At 46.8% G+C, this 17,254-nt stretch carries 13 protein-coding genes; 12 read left to right on the forward strand and 1 reads right to left on the reverse strand.

Annotation, left to right across the window (positions count from 1 at the left end):
- Positions 1–10: 10 nt before the first annotated feature.
- The 11 genes from murE to lpxC all read left to right on the forward strand — a co-directional run bounded on the left by murE (position 11) and on the right by lpxC (position 13,567).
- Positions 11–1,492: a UDP-N-acetylmuramoyl-L-alanyl-D-glutamate--2,6-diaminopimelate ligase gene (gene murE, locus KHO06_RS02205; RefSeq protein WP_212582037.1), complete on the forward strand. Its 1,482-nt coding sequence runs from the start codon at positions 11–13 to the stop codon at positions 1,490–1,492.
- Entirely contained in the window at positions 1,489–2,853 is a 1,365-nt protein-coding gene (gene murF, locus KHO06_RS02210) for a UDP-N-acetylmuramoyl-tripeptide--D-alanyl-D-alanine ligase (RefSeq protein WP_212582038.1), read from the forward strand. The genes murE and murF overlap by 4 nt, the downstream gene beginning before the upstream one ends.
- The gene (mraY, locus tag KHO06_RS02215) at positions 2,853–3,935 is read left to right on the forward strand and encodes a phospho-N-acetylmuramoyl-pentapeptide-transferase (protein WP_005428568.1); all 1,083 of its coding nucleotides are present in this window, start codon (positions 2,853–2,855) and stop codon (positions 3,933–3,935) included. The genes murF and mraY overlap by 1 nt, the downstream gene beginning before the upstream one ends.
- Positions 3,936–3,974: 39 nt before the next feature.
- Positions 3,975–5,288, forward strand: a complete 1,314-nt coding sequence (murD, locus tag KHO06_RS02220) for a UDP-N-acetylmuramoyl-L-alanine--D-glutamate ligase (protein ID WP_212582039.1) — start codon at positions 3,975–3,977, stop codon at positions 5,286–5,288.
- An 18-nt stretch (positions 5,289–5,306) separates the two neighbouring features.
- On the forward strand, positions 5,307–6,503 hold the full coding sequence (gene ftsW / locus KHO06_RS02225; protein WP_038888955.1) for a cell division protein FtsW: 1,197 nt from the start codon (positions 5,307–5,309) through the stop codon (positions 6,501–6,503).
- Complete coding sequence (gene murG / locus KHO06_RS02230) at positions 6,490–7,557, forward strand: undecaprenyldiphospho-muramoylpentapeptide beta-N-acetylglucosaminyltransferase (protein WP_047480586.1); 1,068 nt, start codon at positions 6,490–6,492, stop codon at positions 7,555–7,557. Before ftsW ends, murG begins: the two co-directional genes overlap by 14 nt.
- 23 nt (positions 7,558–7,580) lie before the next feature.
- Positions 7,581–9,038, forward strand: a complete 1,458-nt coding sequence (gene murC, locus KHO06_RS02235; protein ID WP_012126988.1) for a UDP-N-acetylmuramate--L-alanine ligase — start codon at positions 7,581–7,583, stop codon at positions 9,036–9,038.
- Between the two features lie 191 nt (positions 9,039–9,229).
- Positions 9,230–10,015, forward strand: a complete 786-nt coding sequence (locus KHO06_RS02240) for a cell division protein FtsQ/DivIB (protein ID WP_005528702.1) — start codon at positions 9,230–9,232, stop codon at positions 10,013–10,015.
- Complete coding sequence (gene ftsA / locus KHO06_RS02245; RefSeq protein WP_005528700.1) at positions 10,008–11,270, forward strand: cell division protein FtsA; 1,263 nt, start codon at positions 10,008–10,010, stop codon at positions 11,268–11,270. Before KHO06_RS02240 ends, ftsA begins: the two co-directional genes overlap by 8 nt.
- 30 nt (positions 11,271–11,300) lie before the next feature.
- Positions 11,301–12,548, forward strand: a complete 1,248-nt coding sequence (gene ftsZ / locus KHO06_RS02250) for a cell division protein FtsZ (protein WP_005528698.1) — start codon at positions 11,301–11,303, stop codon at positions 12,546–12,548.
- A 101-nt stretch (positions 12,549–12,649) separates the two neighbouring features.
- Positions 12,650–13,567, forward strand: coding sequence for a UDP-3-O-acyl-N-acetylglucosamine deacetylase (gene lpxC / locus KHO06_RS02255; protein ID WP_005436150.1), 918 nt, complete (start codon positions 12,650–12,652; stop codon positions 13,565–13,567).
- Positions 13,568–13,636: 69 nt separating this feature from the next.
- Here the strand turns inward: lpxC and KHO06_RS02260 are convergent, their stop codons facing one another.
- Positions 13,637–14,095 (reverse strand): DciA family protein, encoded by a 459-nt coding sequence (locus KHO06_RS02260; protein ID WP_212582040.1) that lies wholly within the window; start codon positions 14,093–14,095, stop codon positions 13,637–13,639.
- Between the two features lie 420 nt (positions 14,096–14,515).
- Here KHO06_RS02260 and secA point away from each other — a divergent pair, with 420 nt between their 5' ends.
- Positions 14,516–17,245 (forward strand): preprotein translocase subunit SecA, encoded by a 2,730-nt coding sequence (secA, locus tag KHO06_RS02265; RefSeq protein WP_010646536.1) that lies wholly within the window; start codon positions 14,516–14,518, stop codon positions 17,243–17,245.
- Positions 17,246–17,254 lie beyond the last annotated feature (9 nt).

Consider the following 17,254-nt stretch of genomic DNA (forward strand, 5'->3'; position numbering starts at 1 on the left):
GAGAATAAATATGACTAAAGCCATCAGTATGGACACGCTGCTTTCCACTTGGGTCGATTGCCCGAGTTTGTCGTCCATTCTTGTTTCTGAATTAGAGCTCGACAGTCGACGAGTTCAATCTGGAACAACCTTTGTAGCTATCATTGGCCATGTTGTGGATGGACGTAAATTTATCCCAACCGCGATTGAGCAAGGTGCGAATGCGGTGATTGCTCAAGCTTGTGAGCAAAAAGCGCATGGCACGATTGAGATTGTTGATGATGTTCCAGTGATTTACCTTGATGCGCTGGATAAGTGCCTATCTGAAATTGCAGGTCACTTGTATACCTACCCAACGATGGATTTGATTGGTGTCACTGGCACCAACGGCAAAACCACCATCACTCAACTGATTGCTCAATGGATTGATTTGGTTGGTTCAAAAGCAGCGGTCATGGGTACCACAGGGAATGGCTTTCTAGATAATCTACAAGAAGCTGCGAATACCACAGGCAACGCCGTTGAAATCCAAAAAACACTGTCTTCGCTCGCTGAGCAAAAAGCGCAATACACAGCGCTTGAAGTGTCTTCTCATGGTTTGATTCAAGGTCGCGTTAAAGCGCTGTCTTTTGCTGCTGGCGTGTTTACTAACCTGAGTCGTGATCATCTCGATTACCATGGTACGATGGAAGAATACGCCAACGCTAAGTTAACCCTGTTTACTGAACATCAATGTGGTCACGCTGTTATCAATGTCGATGATGTTGTGGGTGCTGCGTGGGCGAAGCAATTGAACAACGCGCTTGCCGTGTCACTCAAACCAACAACAGAATTTTCTCAAAGCGTGTATGCAAGCCACATCGCTTATGCTGAATCTGGCATCACGATTGAGTTTGATGGCAAGTTTGGTGAAGGCACGTTGCATGCACCACTTATCGGTGAGTTCAATGCCGCGAACCTGATGTTGGCATTCACAACGTTACTTAGTCTAGGTTTCAGCAAGCAAGATTTGCTGGCAACAGCAGGCCAATTACAGCCCGTTCTTGGTCGTATGGAACTGTTCCAAGCAAACGATAATGCCAAAGTAGTGGTGGATTATGCTCACACGCCTGACGCGCTAGAAAAAGCGCTGCAAGCATTGCGTGTACATTGCCACGGTGAGCTTTGGGCTATTTTCGGCTGTGGTGGTGATCGTGATGCTGGTAAGCGCCCAATGATGGCGGAAATCGCTGAACGTTTGGGTGACAAAGTGGTACTTACCGATGACAACCCTCGTAGCGAAGACCCAGCGTTGATCATGAAAGACATGTTGGCTGGTTTAACCAAACCAGCTGAGGCGATTGTGCAACATGACCGCTTCAAAGCGCTGTCTTACGCACTTGAGCATGCTTCTTCGCAAGACATTATACTTCTGGCCGGTAAAGGTCATGAGGACTACCAAATTCTAAATTCTGGAACCATCCATTACTCTGACCGCGAGTCAGCCATGGCACTATTGGGGCTTTCATCATGATCACAGTAACGCTTTCTCAAATTGCCGACATTACTGGCGGTGAACTGGTTGGTAACGATCTTTCTATTGAATCTGCTTCGACTGACACTCGATCTATCGAACAAGGCGCTCTATTTGTTGCTTTGGTTGGAGAGCGTTTTGATGCTCACGACTTCTGCCAACAAGCAGTAGAGTCGGGCGCAGGCGCACTATTGGTACAAAAACGCGTTAATGTGAATGTGCCTCAAGTCGTTGTCGGCGATAGTAAGGTAGCATTGGGGCAAGTGGCAGCTTGGGTTCACCAAACATGCCAAACGCCGACGGTCGCCATTACAGGTAGCTGTGGTAAAACCACGGTAAAAGAGATGGTTGCCAGTATTTTGCAGTTGAAAGGTAAAGTGCTGTTTACTGCGGGCAACTTCAACAACGACATTGGTGTGCCATTGACCTTGCTGCGTTCGCAACAAGACGATGACTACGCGGTGATCGAGTTGGGTGCGAACCACATTGGTGAAATTGAGTACACCACGCAATTAGTTAAGCCAGACATTGCTATGGTAAACAACGTGGCGGCAGCGCACCTTGAAGGTTTCGGGTCTATCGATGGCGTGAAACAAGCTAAAGGTGAAATCTATCAAGGGCTAGCAGCTGGCGGTATTGCGATCGTAAACCTAGATAGCAATGGCGGAGCGAAGTGGGATGAAGTATTAGCAGATAAGAATGTGATTACTTTTTCACAAAGTAACGCGGATGCTGACTTTTACGCTTCCAACATCGTGATGAGCGCCGCAGGTGAAGCAAGCTTTGACTTACATATCGCTGCAACTTCACAAGAAATTGAACTGTCTCTGGGTATTATTGGTCAACACAACGTGGCGAATGCAATTGCTGCTTCTATCATTGCCTTGAAAATGGGGGCGACATTAGAAGAGATTCGTTTAGGCCTTAAGCACTTAAACAAGGTAAAAGGTCGTGTTGAAGTGGAAGAGTTGAGCGATAAAATCAAGCTTATTGATGACAGCTACAACGCTAGCGTTCCTGCCATGAAGGCGGCGGTCGATTTACTGGCGGCATTCCAAGGCCAACGTTGGTTGATTTTAGGTAATATGGCGGAGTTGGGTGAGGAAAGTCTTGCACTTCACCGTCAAGTCGGGGAACATGCTGCCCCACAAAAATTTGAACATGTTCTCACGTATGGTGCGGATGCAAAGGTCATTAGCGAGCTTTGCGATGGCATCCATTTCGAGACACATCAAGAGATGATTGACTACATCAAGCAGCATCTAGACCAAGCGGTTCCTGAACACCACACGATATTGGTGAAAGGCGCGAACGGTGCACGTATGTTTGAAGTCGCTGCTGCTTTGAAGGAGTATTATTAATGATTATTTGGCTTGCCGAGCTGCTACAGCCATACCTATCTTTTTTCCGATTGTTTGAATACCTATCTTTTCGAGCAATCCTCAGCGTTCTAACCGCTCTAGGTCTGTCTCTTTGGATGGGACCGATTATGATCAAGCGTCTACAGATGCTACAAATTGGTCAGGTTGTTCGTAACGAAGGTCCAGAATCCCACTTTAGCAAGCGTGGTACCCCAACAATGGGCGGTATCATGATTTTGGCTGCTATCTCTATCACTATCCTGTTATGGACTGACTTGTCGAACCCGTACGTTTGGGCGGTACTGACCGTTCTTCTTGGTTATGGTGCGATCGGTTTTGTCGATGACTATCGTAAGGTCGTGCGCAAGAACACTGACGGTCTGATTGCTCGTTGGAAGTACTTCTGGCAATCATTAATTGCGTTTGTAGTGGCTTTTGCTCTGTACGCTTACGGCAAGGATACTGCAGCAACTCAGCTTGTGGTGCCATTTTTCAAAGACATCATGCCGCAACTTGGTTTGATGTACATTATCCTGACTTACTTTGTAATCGTGGGTACCAGTAACGCGGTAAACCTAACCGATGGTCTAGATGGTTTAGCTATCATGCCAACGGTTCTCGTTGCGGCTGGTTTTGCGGTGATTGCATGGGCGACGGGTAACGTTAACTTCTCTGAATACCTCCACATTCCTTACTTACCGCACGCTTCTGAATTGGTTGTGGTATGTACGGCAATTGTTGGTGCAGGTCTTGGTTTCTTGTGGTTTAACACTTACCCAGCACAAGTGTTCATGGGCGATGTGGGCTCACTAGCACTTGGTGGTGCGCTTGGCACAATCGCAGTATTGGTTCGTCAAGAGTTGGTACTGGTGATCATGGGTGGTGTGTTTGTAATGGAAACGCTATCGGTAATTCTTCAGGTAGGTTCTTACAAACTGCGCGGCCAGCGTATTTTCCGCATGGCACCGATTCACCACCACTACGAATTAAAAGGTTGGCCGGAGCCTCGCGTAATCGTGCGCTTCTGGATTATTTCTATGGTTCTTGTTCTTATTGGTCTAGCGACACTGAAAGTGCGTTAATCGCACCTTCCAAGAACAAGACAAATTGCGTGATCAAATATGGAACGTTGGCAAAACATACATAAGGTCGTCGTTGTAGGGCTCGGTATTACCGGGCTCTCTGTCGTTAAACACCTAACAAAAATACAGCCGCAACTGACGGTTAAAGTCATCGATACACGTGCGACTCCTCCGGGAGCTGAGCGCTTACCAGAGCAAGTTGAACTGCACAGTGGTGGTTGGAATACTGAGTGGCTTGCAGAGGCCGACTTAGTGGTGACTAACCCGGGTATTGCCTTAGCGACACCAGAGATACAAGCGGTTCTTGCGAAAGGAACGCCAGTTGTTGGTGATATCGAACTCTTCGCGTGGGCAGTCGATAAGCCAGTTATTGCGATTACCGGTTCTAATGGTAAAAGCACAGTTACTGACTTAGCGGGTGTAATGGCGAAGGCTGCAGGCTTAACAGTGGGTGTCGGTGGTAATATCGGTGTTCCTGCTCTCGATTTGCTAGAGCAAGATGCAGACTTGTATGTGCTTGAGTTGTCCAGTTTCCAGCTCGAAACCACTTCAAGTCTGAAGCTTAAAGCGGCGGCGTTTCTGAACCTTTCCGAAGATCACATGGATCGCTATGAGGGCATGTTGGACTACCGACAAGCTAAACTGCGCATTTTTGATAACGCGGAGCTGGCAGTAGTTAACCGTGATGATCAAGAAACCTTCCCTAATACTGAAACACCGTTGGTGACGTTCGGAAGTGATGAGCAAGCTTACGGCCTTGAAGCAGATGGTAACCGTACTTGGTTGCTTGATCATGGTCAGCGTGTGATTGCCAGTGATGAATTAAAGCTGGTTGGTAAGCACAATCTAGCTAACGCGCTTGTGGTACTTGCTCTGCTTAAAGCGGCGGGTGTGGACTACCACAAATCATTGAATGCACTGAAAACTTACACGGGTTTGACACATCGATGCCAAGTGGTTGCGGATAATCGTGGCGTAAAATGGGTGAATGACTCTAAAGCGACCAATATTGCGAGCACTATGGCTGCACTCTCTGGCTTAGAGTCGACAGGCAAGCTGTACCTGCTTGTTGGTGGTGTTGGCAAAGGCGCTGACTTCACTCCACTAAAACCGATCTTCGCAACACTGAACCTACAACTTTGCTGCTTTGGCGCGGATGGCGATGAATTTATGCCACTGCATGAATCAGCAACTCGTTTCGACACCATGGAAGATGTGATTCAACAGATATCTTCGCAGTTAAAAACGGGCGATATGGTGATGCTGTCTCCGGCATGTGCTAGCTTTGATCAATTCGACAACTTTATGGCAAGAGGTGACGCATTCGCAGCTCTTGCTGAGAAATACGCATAATTAAAGGTCACACACTTCGTGGGTTTAGGTAACGTTAAACGCAGTATTGGCACTTGGCTTAAGCATCCTGCACCAGAGGCGCTCTTTGATCGTCAACTTGTCTGGATTGCGCTGGGTTTGATGTTAACTGGCTTGGTGATGGTGACATCAGCATCATTTCCTATCAGCTCACGTTTGACGGATCAGCCATTTCACTTCATGTTCCGTCATGCCACATTCCTAGTTCTCGCGATTGGTGTTTCCTCCGTTATTCTTCAAGTGCCTTTGCAGGAGTGGTTCAAGAAGAGCCACTACCTACTGTGGCTTGCTTTTGGCTTGCTCATCATCGTATTAGTTGCTGGTAAGTCGGTGAACGGTGCCTCACGTTGGATCCCGCTGGGTCTGTTCAACTTGCAGCCTGCCGAAGTCGCCAAGCTCTCGCTATTTGTCTTCATGTCCGGTTATCTGGTGCGTAAGCAAGACGAAGTTCGCCAAACTTTCTTTGGCGGCTTCATGAAGCCGATTATGGTGTTTGCCTTCTTCGCGGTCTTGCTGCTTGGTCAGCCCGACTTAGGTACTGTGGTCGTAATGCTGGTGACCTTGTTTGGCATGTTGTTCATTGCAGGCGCTAAGCTCACGCAGTTCTTAGCTCTGATGATTGCTGGTATCGCTGCGGTCGTTGGTTTGATTTTGGTTGAGCCGTACCGTATTCGCCGTGTTACGTCATTCTTAGACCCTTGGGAAGATCCATTCGGTAGCGGTTATCAGCTCACACAATCACTCATGGCGTTTGGCCGTGGTGAGTGGTTTGGTCAAGGCCTCGGTAACTCAATCCAAAAACTCGAATACCTACCAGAAGCGCATACCGACTTCGTTTTTGCAGTATTGGCAGAAGAGCTCGGGTTTGTTGGTGTGGTATTAGTACTCATGCTGATTTTTAGCTTGGTATTAAAAGCGGTCTACATTGGTAAGCGCGCTTTTGATGAAGGCGAAATGTTTGGTGGTTACCTCGCATTTGGCATCGGTATTTGGTTTGCTTTTCAGACGTTGGTTAACGTTGGCGCAGCAGCAGGCATCGTTCCAACCAAAGGTCTTACTCTTCCACTGATCAGTTATGGTGGTTCGAGTCTTATTATCATGTCCGTGGCAGTATCTATCTTGCTGCGAATCGATCACGAATGCCGCTTGAAGCGCGGCCAGAAAGAATCAGAACAACAAGTCGATGAAGAAAAATAAACGTTTGATGGTGATGGCTGGTGGTACTGGCGGTCACGTGTTCCCGGGTCTTGCGGTAGCGAAGCAGCTACAAGAACAAGGTTGGGAGATTCGTTGGTTAGGCACCGCGGATAGAATGGAAGCCGATCTAGTGCCAAAACATGGCATTGAAATCGACTTTATCAAAGTAAAAGGTCTACGAGGTCAAGGCGTTAAGCGTCTTCTTGCTGCACCATTTCAAATTATCAATGCCATCATGCAAGCTCGAGCTCACATGAAACGCTGGCAGCCAGACGCAGTGCTTGGCATGGGCGGCTATGTTAGCGGTCCTGGTGGTATTGCCGCTTGGATGAGTGGTATTCCTGTAGTGCTGCACGAGCAGAATGCAGTCGCAGGCCTGACGAACCAATGGTTATCGAAAATCGCGAAGAAGGTATTTCAAGCTTTCCCAGGTGCGTTTCCAAATGCTGAAGTGGTTGGCAACCCCGTTCGTGAAGACGTGACTCAATTGGCCGCGCCAACTGAGCGCATGCAAGAACGTCAAGGTCCAATTCGTATTTTGGTGATGGGCGGCAGCCAAGGCGCACGCATTCTTAACCAAACTCTGCCAGAAGTGATGGCAAAATTGGGCGATGATTACTGTATTCGTCATCAAGCGGGCAAAGGCTCCGCTGAAGAGGTGAACGCAGCATACCAAGCGAATGGTGTTGCGAATGCAGACGTTACAGAGTTCATTGACGACGTTGCAGAAGCGTATGCATGGGCTGACCTTTTGGTTTGTCGTTCAGGAGCGTTAACCGTTTCGGAAGTCTCGGCGGCAGGCGTGGGGGCTATTTTTGTTCCGTTTATGCATAAAGACCGTCAGCAAGCACTGAATGCAGACCACTTAGTGGATTGCGGTGCGGCGAAAATGATTGAACAACCAGATTTAACCGTTGAGTCATTGACTCAGCAGATCCAACAATTGGATCGACAAGCTTTACTTACAATGGCTGAGCAAGCGCGTGGCGCTGCAAAATTGAATGCTGACCGAGTTGTCGCACAAGCCATTGTCGCTTTGACCGAAAAGCGTTAATCGAATTATTGAGAATAGAATTGATGACAATCCAACATACACAAGACTTAGCTCAGATTCGCGCAATGGTGCCAGAAATGCGCCGCGTGAAATCCATCCACTTCATCGGCATTGGTGGTGCGGGCATGAGCGGCATTGCAGAAGTGCTGTTGAACGAAGGCTACCAAATCACAGGTTCTGATCTATCAGAGAACCCAGTGACTGAGCGTTTAGTATCGAAAGGTGCAACCGTATTTATCGGCCACCAAGCGAGCAATGTAGAAAAAGCCAGTGTTGTTGTGGTTTCAACGGCGATTAACGAAGAAAACCCAGAAGTGATGGCTGCGCGTGAGTTGCGTATTCCTATCGTACGTCGCGCAGAGATGTTGGCTGAATTGATGCGATTCCGTCACGGTATTGCTGTTGCAGGTACGCACGGCAAAACAACAACCACGGCGCTTGTGACGCAAATCTATTCTGAAGCGGGCTTGGATCCTACCTTTGTTAACGGTGGTTTGGTTAAGAGCGCGGGTACGAACGCACGCTTGGGCTCTAGCCGAATCTTGATTGCTGAAGCAGACGAAAGTGACGCTTCATTCTTGCATTTGCAACCTATGGTGAGCATCGTAACGAACATCGAAGCTGACCACATGGATACATACGGTGGTGACTTCGAAACCTTGAAGCAAACCTTCATTGACTTCCTTCACAACCTACCGTTTTACGGCCAAGCAATTGTATGTATCGACGATCCTGTGATTCGTGAATTGATTCCTCGAATTAGCCGTCAAGTGATCACTTATGGTTTCTCTGAAGATGCGGATGTTCGTATCGAGGATTATCACCAAGAAGGTCAGCAAGGCAAATTCACCGTAGTACGCGAAGGTCGTGCGAATCTTGATATCACACTAAATATTCCTGGCCGTCATAATGCCTTGAACGCATCAGCAGCAATTGCGGTAGCCACAGAAGATGACATTAGCGATGAAGCGATTTTAAAAGCAATGGCAGGTACTCAAGGTACTGGTCGTCGTTTTGACCATTTGGGTGAGTTTGATACTGGCAACGGCCATGCCATGCTTGTCGATGATTACGGTCACCACCCAACAGAAGTGGACGTAACGATCCATGCCGCGCGAAGTGGTTGGCAAGATAAGCGCTTAGTGATGATTTTCCAACCGCACCGTTACAGCCGAACTCGTGATTTATACGATGATTTTGCAAACGTACTTGAACAAGTTGATGTGCTAATCATGTTGGATGTATACGCCGCAGGTGAAAAGCCAATAGCAGGTGCAGATGGTCGAGCATTGTGCCGTACCATTCGCAGTCGTGGGAAGGTAGATCCAATTTTTGTCCCAGAAATCGAGCAATTACCTTCAGTTTTGGCTAACGTTATACAAGACGGCGACCTGATTTTGACTCAAGGCGCGGGTGATGTTGGTAAAGTGGCGAAGCAATTAGCAGCACTTGAATTGAACATTAGCAAGATGCTCGGTTAGCGACCAAGGTTGACGCAAGGTACAGAGAAAGACCTAGATCTCGATTTTGCGTCAAGAACGTTGTGATTTATCGCTATCAGTGTTTGATAGTTTACAAGAGCTCAGTATAATCCCAAGGTTAAAGTCAATGCTTTTGCCAATGTGTGCTAACACGGTGAAAAGTACAGGACAAAAGTCAGGAAACGAAGACGTTGTTGAATATTGCACTTAATGAAGAGCGACTTAACACGGACAATAACCGTGGTCGTCAAGATAAAATCTTAGGTGCGCTATTTTTCGTTGTTGTGGTGACCTTAATTAGTTCTGTTTTGTACTCAGCGATCAGTTGGATGTGGGATGACCAAAGGTTACCTCTCTCCAAAATAGTACTTCAGGGAAAACTGGAGTATGTCACTGCAGACGATGTTCAAGCTGCGTTTAGCCAGATTGATCATATTGGCACCTTCATGTCACAAGACATTGATGTGTTGCAACATAGTGTTGAAGCCATTCCTTGGGTTGCGCATGCCGCGATCCGCAAACAATGGCCTGACACAGTAAAAGTATTTTTGACAGAACATCGCCCAGTCGCCATCTGGAATGGCAACGAGTTATTAGATAATAATGGCTTGGTATTTGGAGGCGATGTCGGCCTGCTAAAGGAAGAGAAAGTTAAGTTATATGGACCCAATGAAACCGGGCCGGAAGTCTTGCAAACCTATCGCGAACTCCGACCTAAGTTCCAAACACTGGGTCTTGCTATATCGTCTCTTGTATTAAACGAGCGACGAGCTTGGCAAATCATCCTTGATAACGGTATTCGACTAGAGCTCGGTAAAGAGTCTCTGGATGAGCGAATAGAGCGTTTCTTCTTGCTCTACAACAAGCTTGGCAGTGACACACAAAGAATCAGTTATATCGATCTTAGGTACGATACGGGAGCCGCGGTTGGTTGGTTTCCTGAACATGAGTTAGAACAAGAGAGTACGAATGACTAAGGCCGCTGATGACAACATTATTGTTGGTCTTGATATAGGCACTGCAACCGTATCAGCTCTAGTGGGTGAGATTCTACCGGATGGCCAAATAAATATTATTGGTTCGGGTAGTAGCCCTTCACGTGGCATGGATAAAGGCGGCGTGAATGATTTGGAGTCGGTTGTAAAATCAGTACAACGCGCAATTGATCAAGCTGAGTTAATGGCGGAATGCCAAATCAGCCGAGTATTTATTTCGTTGTCTGGTAAGCATATCGCAAGCCGAATTGAAAAAGGCATGGGCACTATATCGGACGAGGAAGTTTCTCAAGAAGATATGGATCGCGCTATCCATACCGCAAAATCGATTAAAATCGGTGATGAACAACGAATCCTTCACGTGATTCCGCAAGAGTTCACCATCGACTACCAAGAGGGTATCAAAAATCCGCTTGGTTTATCTGGAGTGAGAATGGAAGTGAGTGTCCATTTGATCTCATGCCATAATGATATGGCACGCAATATTATTAAGGCGGTAGAACGCTGCGGCCTTAAAGTAGAGCAACTTGTTTTTTCTGGGCTTGCTGCGAGTAACGCGGTAATTACCGAGGATGAAAGAGAGCTTGGGGTTTGTGTGGTCGATATTGGCGCTGGCACGATGGATGTTTCTATCTGGACTGGTGGTGCGTTACGTCACACAGAGGTGTTTTCTTACGCAGGAAATGCTGTAACTAGCGATATTGCCTTTGCTTTTGGTACGCCTGTGAGCGATGCTGAAGAAATAAAGGTCAAATATGGTTGCGCCTTGAGTGAACTGGTCAGTAAGGATGACACGGTTAACGTTCCAAGCGTAGGTGGTCGACCTTCACGTAGTCTGCAGCGTCAGACTTTGTCAGAAGTGATTGAACCACGCTACTCTGAGCTTATGGGACTGGTTAACCAAACTATCGACTCTGTACAAGCGAAATTGCGCGAAGAGGGCATTAAGCACCATCTCGCCGCGGGTGTAGTTCTTACCGGCGGTGCAGCGCAAATCGAGGGAGTGGTAGAATGTGCGGAACGCGTATTCCGCAACCAAGTAAGGGTCGGCAAACCGCTCGAAGTCAGCGGATTAACTGACTATGTAAAAGAGCCGTACCATTCTACGGCAGTTGGATTACTTCATTACGCAAGAGACATGCAGTCTAGCGACGATAGCGATTATAATGAACCTAAGCGCTCATCTGTTACTGGCTTTTTCGGTAAATTGCGTAATTGGATACAAAAAGAGTTTTAACCTGAGTTGCAGGATAAACGGAGACAACACATGTTTGAACCGATGATGGAAATGTCTGACGATGCAGTAATCAAGGTCGTTGGGGTTGGTGGCGGCGGTGGTAACGCTGTTGAACACATGGTGCGTGAATCCATCGAAGGTGTGGAATTCATCAGCGTCAACACTGATGCGCAAGCACTTCGTAAGACAAGCGTTGGCAATGTCATTCAGATTGGTGGTGATATCACTAAAGGTCTGGGGGCAGGTGCGAATCCACAGGTTGGCCGTGAGGCAGCTCTCGAAGACAGAGATAGACTTAAAGATTCCCTAACTGGTGCCGATATGGTGTTTATCGCAGCTGGTATGGGCGGTGGTACTGGTACTGGTGCAGCACCTGTTATCGCTGAAGTAGCAAAAGAGCTGGGTATTCTTACCGTTGCGGTAGTAACAAAACCGTTCAGCTTTGAAGGCAAAAAGCGTTTGGCATTTGCAGAGCAAGGTATCGATGAGCTTTCTAAGCACGTTGACTCTTTGATCACGATTCCAAACGAAAAGCTACTTAAAGTACTTGGTCGTGGTGTAACGCTGCTAGAAGCGTTTGCAAGCGCGAACGACGTTCTTAAGAACGCAGTTCAAGGTATTGCAGAGCTAATCACTCGTCCTGGCATGATCAACGTCGACTTTGCAGACGTACGCACTGTAATGTCTGAAATGGGTCACGCAATGATGGGTAGCGGCATCGCGAAAGGCGAAGATCGTGCAGAAGAAGCAGCAGAGATGGCTATCTCTAGCCCGCTTCTAGAAGACATCGATCTAGCGGGTGCTCGTGGTGTTCTTGTTAACATCACTGCTGGTCTGGACATGCGTCTCGATGAGTTTGAGACAGTAGGTAACACAGTGAAAGCATTTGCTTCGGACAATGCGACAGTGGTTATCGGTACTTCTCTAGACCCAGATATGACGGACGAAATCCGCGTAACAGTTGTTGCGACAGGTATCGGCAACGAGAAAAAACCAGACATTACGCTAGTTGCTGGTGGCAAAGCGAAAGTAGCTCCGACGGCTGCACCGCAAGCTCAACCACAACAGCAAGCTGTAGCGCCACAAGCTGAAGAGAAACCGGCACAAACTTTGCAAACTACTCCAGTGCAAGAGAAGCCACAGGTAACTCCTCAGCCGACAAACACAGTTTCTTCTTCTCCAGCTTCATCTGCGGGCCAAAGCTCAGCAGCACCAAAGCAAGAGAAAGAAAGCGGTTATTTAGATATTCCGGCATTTTTGCGTCGTCAGGCTGATTAATCTTTAACCCGTAAATTTGACATAGCTCAAAATTATGGTAGCATTCACGGTCGACGTTACAGACGGCCGTGTTTTGTAGCATATTTTAGAGAGGCAAGCAGATGATCAGACAACGTACTCTGAAAGAAATAGTGAAAACAACTGGTGTGGGTCTCCACTCTGGTCGTAAAGTCACACTTACTCTGCGCCCAGCTGCTGCTAATACAGGTATCATTTACCGTCGTACAGATGTAAACCCACCTGTAGATTTTCCAGCTGATCCAGCGTCTGTTCGTGACACTATGCTATGTACAGCACTAGTGAACGACGAAGGCGTGCGTATTTCAACTGTTGAACACTTGAACGCGGCACTTGCTGGTATGGGCATCGACAACATTATTGTTGAAGTTGACGCACCTGAAATTCCAATCATGGATGGTAGCGCTAGCCCGTTCGTATACTTGCTACAACAAGCAGGTATCGAAACGCAAAATGCGCCTAAGCGTTTTATCCGTATTAAGAAACCAGTTCGTTTTGAAGATGGCGATAAGTGGGCAGAGTTTGTTCCATTTAACGGCTTCCGTATGGACTTTGAAATTGAATTCAACCACCCTGCGATCGAATCAGACGAGCAACGTCTTCTGTTTGATTTCTCATCTCAAGGCTTCGTTCGCGAGATTTCTCGTGCACGTACATTTGGTTTCATGCGTGATATCGAATATCTACAATCTCAGAACCTAGTTCTTGGTGGTAGCTTTGATAACGCAATCGTACTGGATGATTACCGCATTCTTAACGAAGAAGGCCTACGCTTTGATAACGAGTTTGTTACTCACAAAGTATTGGATGCGATTGGTGACCTTTACATGTGTGGTCACGCAATTATCGGTGAATTCCGTGCGTTCAAATCAGGTCATGGTCTAAACAACCAACTTCTACGTGCTGTTCTTGCTGATCAAGAAGCATGGGAATGGACAACATTCGAAGAAGAAGAAGGTTCACCAGTTGCATTTGCACAACCAAATATGGTTCTAGCGTAAAATACGCCAACGCAAACAAATTAAAAAAGCCAGGCAATGCCTGGCTTTTTAGTATCTGAAGTTTCGTTGCTATTTTTCGCTTTTCTTCTCTGCCATATCGGCAAGGCGCTTCAAGCGTTCTTGGATCTTCGGTGGCGCCATATCAGCAATGATCAACAGCGAGTTTGCCGCGGATTCGGTTAATGGTGGACGCTTTGGTTTGTTCTCTTGTTCGAACCGATTACGGTAAAGGGAAGGGTTGATTCTTACCTCCACACTCATTAATTTTGCGTAGCCCTGGGTTCTCAGTTTATTGAGGATCATCAGGCGATCGTAATCGATCTTCATTTTGATCGCAGCACTTGATACATCAATTAATAAATGACCGCTGCGAACGTTCGCCACACGGCAATGATCGGCCGTTCCTTTTGGCAAGATCTCCTGCAATGCCTGATTCAGCTGCAAGATTTCCCCTGCATGCTCTTGAATCTGCTTAAACTGAGATTCAGCAATAAGGTCGTCTGTTAAGGTAGGGCGATGATCACGCATAGGTAAAATCTAATTTTGTTGAGATATGGGTATTCTAGAGCAGCTTTCTGCTTAGGTATAGTTTACATTATGGCCTTTATCTTCAACGTCACCAGACGATTTGGGTTTAGCAAGTAAAAGCGGATTTTTTTGAAAATGCTGACTTTACGCCGTGAGGCTTGTGTAATACTGGCTAATCCGCCATCAGTTTGTCTAAAAACTTACGAGTGCTTCAAACAAATACGTCTATTTATGGTTGTATCGATGAAAAATCCTTACACTAAGCCACATTGATTCAAAATTTAGCCTTGAAATATGGATGTTTGAACTCAATATCTTTGATAAATGATTTATCTCAGTATTCTTAGTTCCAAACTGGCAGAGACTGAAGGCATTACGAGTAGATCGGGAACGGTCTGATTAAAGAGAGATCCACGAAAAATGATAACTAAGCTACTGACAAAAGTAATTGGCAGTCGCAACGACCGAACACTGCGCCGCCTTAGAAAAATTGTAAAAGAGATTAATAACTACGAACCAACGTTCGAAGCACTTTCTGATGAAGAGCTAAAAGCGAAGACAGTTGAGTTCCGTGAGCGCCTAGAGCAAGGCGAAACTCTTGATAAGCTACTTCCAGAAGCTTTTGCTACGGTTCGTGAAGCATCTAAACGTGTTTACGGCATGCGTCACTTCGACGTTCAGCTTATCGGTGGTATGGTACTGAACGGCGGTCAAATTGCGGAAATGCGTACTGGTGAAGGTAAAACTTTAACTGCAACCCTTCCTGCTTACCTAAACGCACTTCCAGGTAAAGGTGTACACGTAGTCACAGTGAACGATTACCTAGCGACACGTGATGCTGAGACTAACCGTCCACTATTTGAATTCTTAGGTATGACTGTTGGCGTAAACGTGCCAAACATGCCTCCTCAAGCGAAGAAAGAAGCTTACCAAGCTGACATCCTATACGGTACAAACAACGAATTTGGTTTTGACTACCTACGTGACAACATGGCTTTCCGCAATGAAGACCGTGTTCAACGTGAGCGTTTCTTCGCTGTAGTCGATGAGGTGGACTCAATCCTTATCGATGAAGCTCGTACTCCTTTGATCATCTCTGGTCCAGCAGAAGACAGCTCTGATCTATACACTCGTATCAACCTGCTTATTCCACAGCTTCAAAAGCAAGATAAAGAAGATTCTGAAGAATACCGCGGTGACGGTCACTACACAGTAGATGAGAAATCTAAACAGGTTCACCTAACAGAAACGGGCCAAGAATTCGTTGAAGAATTGATGGTGAAAAACGGTCTGATGGAAGAGGGTGATACGCTTTACTCTCCAACGAACATCAGCCTACTGCACCACGTAAACGCAGCGCTTCGCGCACACGTGTTGTTCGAACGCAACGTAGATTACATCGTTAACGAAGACGGTGAAGTTGTAATCGTTGATGAGCACACGGGTCGTACAATGCCGGGTCGTCGTTGGTCTGAAGGTCTTCACCAAGCGGTTGAAGCAAAAGAAGGCGTTAAGATTCAAAACGAAAACCAAACGCTGGCTTCGATTACTTTCCAGAACTACTTCCGTCTATACGAAAAACTGTCAGGCATGACAGGTACAGCGGATACAGAAGCATTCGAATTCCAATCGATTTACGGTCTTGAAACGGTTGTTATCCCAACTAACAAGCCAATGATCCGTAACGATATGCCAGACGTGGTTTACCGTACTGAAGCAGAGAAGTTTGCTGCAATCATCGAAGACATCAAAGAGCGCGTAGAGAAAGGTCAACCATCTCTAGTAGGTACGGTTTCTATCGAGAAATCAGAACTGCTATCTAACGCACTTAAGAAAGCGAAGATTAAGCACAACGTACTGAACGCGAAATTCCACGAACGTGAAGCTGAGATTGTTGCAGAAGCTGGTACACCTGGTGCAGTAACCATCGCAACGAACATGGCAGGTCGTGGTACCGATATCGTGTTGGGTGGTAGTTGGCAAGCGAAAGTGGAAGCACTGCAAGATCCGACTAAAGAACAGATCGACGCGATTAAAGCAGAGTGGAAACAAGTTCACGATCAAGTACTAGAGTCTGGTGGTCTACACATCATCGGTACTGAGCGTCACGAATCTCGTCGTATCGATAACCAGCTACGTGGTCGTTCTGGTCGTCAAGGTGATGCGGGTTCATCTCGTTTCTACCTATCGATGGAAGATTCACTGCTGCGTATCTTCACTTCAGACCGTATGGCTAGCCTTATCCAAAGTGGTATGGAAGAAGGTGAAGCGATCGAGTCTAAGATGCTGTCTCGTTCAATTGAAAAAGCACAGCGTAAAGTGGAAGGCCGTAACTTCGATATCCGTAAACAGCTTCTTGAATACGATGACGTAGCGAACGATCAACGTAAAGTGGTTTACGAATTGCGTGATGAGCTAATGAGCGTTGACGACATTAGCGACATGATCGAGCAAAACCGTGAAGATGTAATCACTGCGATCATCGATGAATACATTCCACCACAATCTCTAGAAGACATGTGGGATGTGGAAGGTCTACAAGAGCGCTTGAAGGCAGACTTCGATCTAGACGCGCCAATCAAGCAATGGCTTGAAGAAGACGACAAGCTATACGAAGAAGCGCTACGTGAGAAGATCACTAACCTAGCGGTTGAAGTTTACAAAGCGAAAGAAGAAGTGGTTGGCGCACAAGTGCTACGTAACTTCGAAAAATCAGTAATGCTTCAAACGCTAGATACGCTATGGAAAGAGCACCTAGCGGCGATGGATCACCTACGTCAAGGTATTCACCTACGTGGTTACGCGCAGAAGAACCCGAAACAAGAGTACAAGCGTGAGTCGTTTGAACTGTTTGAAGGTCTACTAGAAGCGCTGAAAACAGACGTGATTACTGTTCTATCTCGTGTTCGTGTTCAACAGCAAGAAGAAGTTGAACGTATGGAAGAGCAACGTCGCGCGCAAGCTGAAGAAGCAGCTCGTCGTGCACAAGCTCAACACGCGGCAGCACAAAACCCATTGTCTGAAGGTGAAGAGTCTGAAGAAGGCGCTCACCAACCAATGGTTCGTGAAGAACGCAAAGTGGGCCGTAATGAGCCTTGTCCATGTGGCAGCGGCAAAAAGTACAAACAGTGCCACGGTAAAATCGACTAATACAGTCTG

Source organism: Vibrio sp. B1FIG11 (genome assembly GCF_905175335.1).
In the GTDB taxonomy this organism is placed as follows: domain Bacteria; phylum Pseudomonadota; class Gammaproteobacteria; order Enterobacterales; family Vibrionaceae; genus Vibrio; species Vibrio campbellii.